Source organism: Phytohabitans aurantiacus (genome assembly GCF_027923225.1).
Taxonomy (GTDB): domain Bacteria; phylum Actinomycetota; class Actinomycetes; order Mycobacteriales; family Micromonosporaceae; genus Phytohabitans; species Phytohabitans aurantiacus.
In genome coordinates this window covers 117,753-124,102 of record NZ_BSDI01000020.1, presented here as the reverse complement: position 1 = coordinate 124,102, position 6,350 = coordinate 117,753, and the positions used below count along the sequence as shown (strand labels likewise).

General features: G+C 69.7%; 5 protein-coding genes and 1 tRNA gene. All 6 read right to left on the bottom strand.

Features of this window, described 5'->3' with window-relative positions:
• Positions 1-406: 406 nt before the first annotated feature.
• Positions 407-1,000: a hemerythrin domain-containing protein gene (locus tag QMG73_RS21930; RefSeq protein WP_281898509.1), complete on the bottom strand. Its 594-nt coding sequence runs from the start codon at positions 998-1,000 to the stop codon at positions 407-409.
• A 554-nt stretch (positions 1,001-1,554) separates the two neighbouring features.
• Positions 1,555-1,629 (bottom strand) — tRNA-Val (locus QMG73_RS21925).
• 87 nt (positions 1,630-1,716) lie between these two features.
• On the bottom strand, positions 1,717-2,181 hold the full coding sequence (locus QMG73_RS21920) for a peroxiredoxin (protein ID WP_265252755.1): 465 nt from the start codon (positions 2,179-2,181) through the stop codon (positions 1,717-1,719).
• Between the two features lie 87 nt (positions 2,182-2,268).
• Entirely contained in the window at positions 2,269-2,706 is a 438-nt protein-coding gene (locus tag QMG73_RS21915) for a DUF3052 domain-containing protein (protein WP_265252756.1), read from the bottom strand.
• A 110-nt stretch (positions 2,707-2,816) separates the two neighbouring features.
• On the bottom strand, positions 2,817-5,120 hold the full coding sequence (locus QMG73_RS21910; protein ID WP_407676842.1) for a thiamine pyrophosphate-dependent enzyme: 2,304 nt from the start codon (positions 5,118-5,120) through the stop codon (positions 2,817-2,819).
• A gap of 454 nt (positions 5,121-5,574) precedes the next feature.
• Positions 5,575-6,270 (bottom strand): hypothetical protein, encoded by a 696-nt coding sequence (locus QMG73_RS21905; RefSeq protein ID WP_281898503.1) that lies wholly within the window; start codon positions 6,268-6,270, stop codon positions 5,575-5,577.
• Positions 6,271-6,350 lie beyond the last annotated feature (80 nt).

Here is a 6,350-nt window from a genome sequence, read left to right as displayed (position 1 = left end):
GATCCGTTCCCGCTCCAACGCGGACAATCTCTCTGCCACAACCCACTCCTACCTGCAGAAACGTGGGTGTTGCAGCCAGATCTTGAAACCGCCCTGGCGACGGTGGAGCTCCAAGATCTGCGTGTGGCAGATCGGCGCGTGATGCGGCGCGCCTCGCTGCCGGTCCACCTAGCCCTGCTCGCCGATCAAGGCGATGTCCATCGATCAAGGGCGAACGCACGCGGCAATGAGATCCAACCACGTGCATTCGCCCTTGATCGGCGGAACGCCGGCGCGCCGGGCGCACGCAGCCGGCGAGGCAACGCGCCGGAAGGGGCGCGGCCGCTCGACGGGCGGCGGCCGAAGGGGCCGCGATGGGTAAGGCGCCCCTCGCGTCGTTGCGAGAGGCGCCCCGATCACCCAGGAGTCAGCTGGCCTTGCGAACCGCCTCGGCCAGTTCCTCCTTGGTCATCTTCGAGCGGCCGGGCACGTCGGCCTCCTTGGCCTGCTCGTACAGCTCGTCCTTGCTCAAATCGGCGCTCGTGCCGGCGCCCTCGCCGGGCGGTCCGTCGCGGAAGCCGTGCTCGGTCAGCACCGCCAGCCGCCGCTCCTCGAACGCCGCGCCCAACTCCACCAAGCGCTCCGCGTCGACCGACTCGGACAACGCCGGGAGGATTTTGGTCTCTTCCTCCTCGACGTGGTGCGTCACGGCCTCGATGAAATCGTCTAGAACGCTCTCGAACTCCGCGCTCTTCGGGTCAATCTCCTCCAGCTTGTGCATCAGCTGCTCGGCTTCGTGGTGCTCCTCCACGCCGTGGTAGACCTGACCCTGCTCGGGCGGGTCTGCCTTGACGATCGCGGTGTAGACCCGCTCCTCCTCCGCCCACGAGTGCGCGGACAGCCGGGCAACGCATTCTTTCAGCAGCGCGGCACGGTCGGCCTTCCGCGATTTCATCTGCTCGAACAATCGTTCCATCACCCGGTGGTCGTTCTTGATCAAGGTCACCGCATCGGACGCCATCGTCCCCTCCTCGCAACCTCCAGCAATGGCGGGTTGGGAGGTACCCGTTGGAGGGTGCGGCAAACGCCGCAGGGCGCCGCCACCGCCCTTTTTCGTCGATCAAGGGCGAATACACGCGATTTGATCTCATTTTCGCGCGCGTTCACCCTGAGACCAAAGAGGCCCCGGGGCGCTTGAGGCGGCGCGCCGTCGTGGCCGGGCCAGCCGTCGGGGTTTGAGGGGTCGGCGGCGGTGTTTCGCCGCGCCCCTGTTCGCCGATCAAGGGCATTCGCATGGATCAAGGGCGAATGCACGCGGTTTAGAGATCCAACGACGTGCATTCGCCCTTGATCGGCGGGTAGGGCGTGGCGACACGCCGTGCCGGGCCGGCCTGGGAGCGGATGCACGCGGAGAAGAGATCCAACCACGTGCGTTCGCCCTTGATCGGCGTGAGGCGGGAGGCGTGAGGCGTGAGGCGTGAGGCGGGAGGCGTGCGGGGCGCGGCGACACGTCGTCACGGGCGAGCCCCGGCACCAAGGCGAGAACCTACGGGACCTCGGCGCCAAGGCGGGAAATGGTGGGCGCGGCAGGTTTCGAACCTGCGACCCCTCGCTTGTAAGGCGAGTGCTCTTCCACTGAGCTACGCGCCCGCACGCACGTCGGCCGGCGGCGGCAAGCTTACCTTGCCGTCACCGACCGCCACGCGCAAGCCAGATCATGCGGCCGGAGCCGCCGGATCACGCCGTCAGCTCGGCCAGCGCCTTGCGCCAGGCCAACTGGTCGCGAGCCTCGCCGGGCATGTTCTGCTCAGCGAATCGCACCACACCGGCCTTGTCGATGATGAAGGTGCCACGGTTGGAGAAGCCACGCTCGGCGTTGAACACCCCGTACTCCTGCGCCACCGCACCGTGCGGCCAGAAGTCGGAGAGCAGCGGAAACTCGAAACCCTCCCGCTCGGCCCACACCTTGTGGCTGAAGACGGAGTCGACGCTGACGGTCAGCACCTGGACGTCGTCGTTGACGTACTCGTTGAGGTTGTCACGCACCTCGCAGAGCTCGCCCTGGCACGTGCCCGTGAAGGCCAGTGGGTAGAACACCAGGAGCACGTTCTGCCGGCCCCGGTAGTCGCTGAGCCGCACCTCCTGGTTGTTCTGGTCGCGCAGCAGGAAGTCGGGCGCCTCGGCGCCCACCTCGATCGGCATGAAGTAGCCCTTCTCTCACCCAGGTCTGCGCACACGACGATAGACCGGCGACAGAGCGCGCCGCCGGCCGGGCGAGAGTGGGCTTGGCTACTTCTTCGAACGGGCGGCCCGTGGCAGCACCAGCCGGGCGGCACTCCAGTCTTTGCCCGCGTTTACCGTCGAGGTCTGCTGGAGCCCGGCCGTGGGTGCTACCTCACTGATGTCGCTCGGCTCGACGTGACCAGGCCGTCCGGCCTTGGGCGTCAGCAGCCACACAACGCCGTTGTCGGCGAGCGGGTGCAGGGCGTCGACGAGCAGCTCGAAAAGGTCACCGTCGCCGTCGCGGTACCACACCAGCACCGCGTCGACGACCTCGTCCGTGTCTTCGTCGACCAGCTCCCCGCAGCGGTCGGTCAGGGCGTCGCGGAGATCCTGGTCGACGTCATCGTCGTACCCCATCTCCATGACCACCATCCCCGGCTCGATGCCGAACCGGTCCGCCAGGCTCCGAACGCCGTCGGCGGCCTGACCAGCGGTCGCGCTCACTGTCGCGTGCCTCCTCAATCTCAACACTCCCGACGTCTGTCGACGCCGATAGCGCGTAGTCCACACAGTTGTGCCGTCGTGCGCAAGTGGCGCACCGAGTGGAACGGAATTTACCGCGCCAACAGCGCCCGGGCACCCTGGGTGATGGCATCTTCCGTGACCAGAACGTGCCGAGCCGCCGGCCCAAGCGGGATGAACGAGTCAACCGATGCGATACGTCGCGCCGAACCGACGTACCCGCCGTCGACCAAGGCCGCGACGACGCCCTCGCCGACCCCGCCGGAACGCCTCGTCTCGTCGACGACCAGGACCCGGCCGGTGGCGGCTGACTCCCGGACGATGTCGGCCACCGGCAGCGGGGACAGCCAGCGCAGGTCGACCACGCGGGAGCCGACGCCCTCGTTGGCGAGCCGGGCGGCCACCCGCAGCGACATCCGCACCCCGTTTCCGAACGTGATGATCGTCAGGTCTTCGGCGGAACCGACCCCGTAGACGCGGGCCCGCCCGACGGGGACGTGGCTGGCGGCCCACTCGGCGGGCGGCAGGTAGGGTGCCAGCCACTCACCGTCGCCGTCCGCGTACAGGTCACGAGTGTGATACAGCGCTATCGGCTCCAGGAAGACGCAGACGCTGCCGTCGACCGCCGCGCTGGCCAGGCACGACCTGAGCATCGGCGCGGCGTCGTCGGCCCGCGCCGGCACCGCGACGACAAGACCAGGAACATCCCGGAGTACTGCCACCGAATTGTCGTTGTGGAAGTGCCCACCAAAGCCTTCCTGGTACGCCAGCCCGGCGATCCGCACCACCATCGGGTTGCGATAGGCGCCCCGCGAGAAGAACTGCATCGTGGCGGCCTCACCGCGCAGTTGGTCTTCGGCGTTGTGCAGGTACGCCAGGTACTGGATCTCGGGGACCGGCAGCATCCCGGCCAGCCCCGTGCCCAGCCCGAGCCCGAGGATCGAGGTCTCGTCGAGCAGCGTGTCGAACACCCGGGACGCCCCGAACCTGTCCCGCAGCCCCTTCGTCACCCCGTACACGCCGCCCTTGAGCGCCACGTCCTCGCCGAAAGCCACCATCCCCGAATGGGTGACCATGCCGTCGGCGAGCGCCGCGTTGATCGTCTGGGCGAGGGTGAGCGGTCCCGCCTCCTCGGGCAGCTTGTCGGCGAACCCGGTCGCCCGCGCCGCGGCCACCGGCCCGAGTGCGCGGCTGGCGGCGTCGGCGATGGCACGGGCCACCCGCACGGGCCGGCGCGGCGCCAGCGGGGCCGCGATCTCCGCCGCGCCGTCGAGCTTGGGCTCGCCGAGCACCTCCTCGGCCACCTTGCGGACCTGCCAGCCCACTTCGTCGTACCGGGAGATCAGCTCGTCGGGTGTCGCCAGGCCGGCCTCCACGAGCAGCCGCCCGGTGGCGACGAGCGGGTCGCGGGCGAGGTCCGCCTGGATCTCGGCGGGCGTCCGGTACGCCGTCTCGACGTCCGCGCCCGCGTGTCCCATGAGGCGCACCATGTGCAGGTGAAGCACGGCGGGGCGGCGGTGCCGGCGTACCCAGGCGGCTGCCTCCACGGCCACGTCGTAGGTGGCGGCGGCGTCGCAACCGTCAGCCGTGAAGTATTTGATCCCGGGCCGTGACCGCAGCGCGGTCGCCACCCAGCCCGAGGGCGAGCGGACGCTGATCCCGATGCCGTTGTCCTCACAGACGAAGAGCGCCGGCAGCCGCAGGCCGGAGTGATCGCACCACCCAGCGGTATTGAACGCCGCGGTAGCGGCGGCATGGTTGATCGACGCGTCGCCGAACGAGCAGACCACGATCGCATCGGCCGGCCACGGCGACTGTCCGTCGAGCTGCGGGCGCGGCAGGCGCCCCGTCGCGGCCGTGCGCCGCAGCCGCTCGATCGCGAACGCCACACCCACCGCACGAGGCAGGTGCGAGGCGACGGTCGACGTGGTCGGAATCACGTGCAGGTCCGCGTTTCCAAAGACCTTGTGACGGCCGCCGGCGATCGGTTCCTCCGCTGACGCGATCACACCCCGCAGCACGTCGCGCGCCGCGTCTGCCAGCGGGTCCGCGTCACCATTCGGCGGTACCGTGTGCCGCCCCGGCCCTTCGTCGCCGGCCCGTGACTGAGCGGCGCGGGCTTGGGCGGCGCGAGCGGAGTAGAACCCGCCCGACCGGTAGTGCAGCAGCGCCGGGTCGGTCGGTCGGAGCGCGGCGGCGACAGCGGCGTTACCTTCATGCCCGGCCGAGCCGATCGTGTAGTACCCCTCACCGAAGCTCCGCAGCCAGCGCGCCGCGAGATCCAGGTGCCGGCTGGTGAGCTGGGCGTCGAAGAGCCCGAGCGCCGCGTCGCCGGTGAGCGTCGTACCGTCACGCACCGGCCCGTCCGGCGGTCGCGCCCCCGCCGACGGTGCCAGAGCGCCGATCGCCTCCCGGAACCGTTCGTCCAGATCTTGAGGGGTGGTCACGGACCACAGCATTACCGACTGGCGCCACCCTCGACCACCCACCCCGTCCCATCCCCCTCCCCACTCGATCCCCTTCCCTCCTCCCTCTCCCCACCGATCAAGGGCAAACGCACGCGGTTGGATCTCTTTTCCGCGTGCATTCGCCCTTGATCCACGCAAACCCCCTTGATCGCGGCCCTCACGGGCCCGCCGCCTACTCGCCGTTTGCCCCCCGACGACCCGCGCGCGGGGGCCATTGCCGCCGTGAAGCGCCGCCGCCGCGCGAAGGCGCGGGCGCGAAGGCGCGGGGCGGCGCGTCGCCACGCCGATCAAGGGGATGTCCATCGATCAAGGGCGAATGCACGCGGAAAAGAGATCCAACCGCGTGCGTTCGCCCTTGATCGGCGGGGGTCGGGACGGCGGGTTACTGGGTCAGGGTGCCGCATCCGGTGTGGAAGAACGCGGCGTCGTCCTCGCTGATCGTGACGGTGACGCGTTCGCCGGGATTGACGAAGTCGCCGGCGATGATGTCGTCGGCCTCGCCTGACGTACCCCTCAGGCGGGTCCAGTAGCAGTAGTCCGAGTCCTCCGGGACGGTGCTCTGGTACGTGCCGGGCTGGATTTCCGTCGGCACCAAGAGGGTGCCGCCGACCGTGACGGGCTCGGGCTCCCGGTCCCGACCAGGCTGGACTGGGCCGGCCATCGGGGCTTCGGCTATATCCGGGTTCGCGCCGCCCATGACCGACCCAGGTTCGGCCTCGTCGGTGAGGCCAGAGGTCGGCGACTCCTCGTCAGCCAAGGCGGAGTCGGCTCCGGCAGACTCGGCCAAGGCGGGGTCGGCCTGAGCGGAGTCGGCTCCGGCAGAGTCGGCCCGAGCAGAGTCGGCTCCGGTGGAGTCGGCCTGGGCAGGGTCGGCTACGGCGGGAGCGGGTGGGGCGTCGGAAAGGGTGGAGGTGGCGGGCTTGGCCGGTGTTTGCGGCAGCGGCGCTGCTGACGGCATCACAACGGCGTCGGATGCGAGCCGGAGCGCGGGCGCGCTCGTGTCCATGGCGGTGGCTAGGCCGAGCGCGAGGCCCAGGCCGGCGACCGCCGTGAACCATGGATGCTTGGGTGCGTACATGCGAATTATTCTCGGGTCACCTTAACGATGACTTGGGTGGAACGCGGGAAATGCCGCGCTGACCCGAGCGGTCCTGCATA

Excerpts from the sequence above, each read along its gene's own strand:
- QMG73_RS21930 (WP_281898509.1), bottom strand. The coding sequence starts at position 1,000 with ATGGCGTCCGATGCGGTGACCTTGATCAAGAACGACCACCGGGTGATG.
- QMG73_RS21920 (WP_265252755.1), bottom strand. The coding sequence starts at position 2,181 with ATGCCGATCGAGGTGGGCGCCGAGGCGCCCGACTTCCTGCTGCGCGAC.
- QMG73_RS21905 (WP_281898503.1), bottom strand. The coding sequence starts at position 6,270 with ATGTACGCACCCAAGCATCCATGGTTCACGGCGGTCGCCGGCCTGGGC.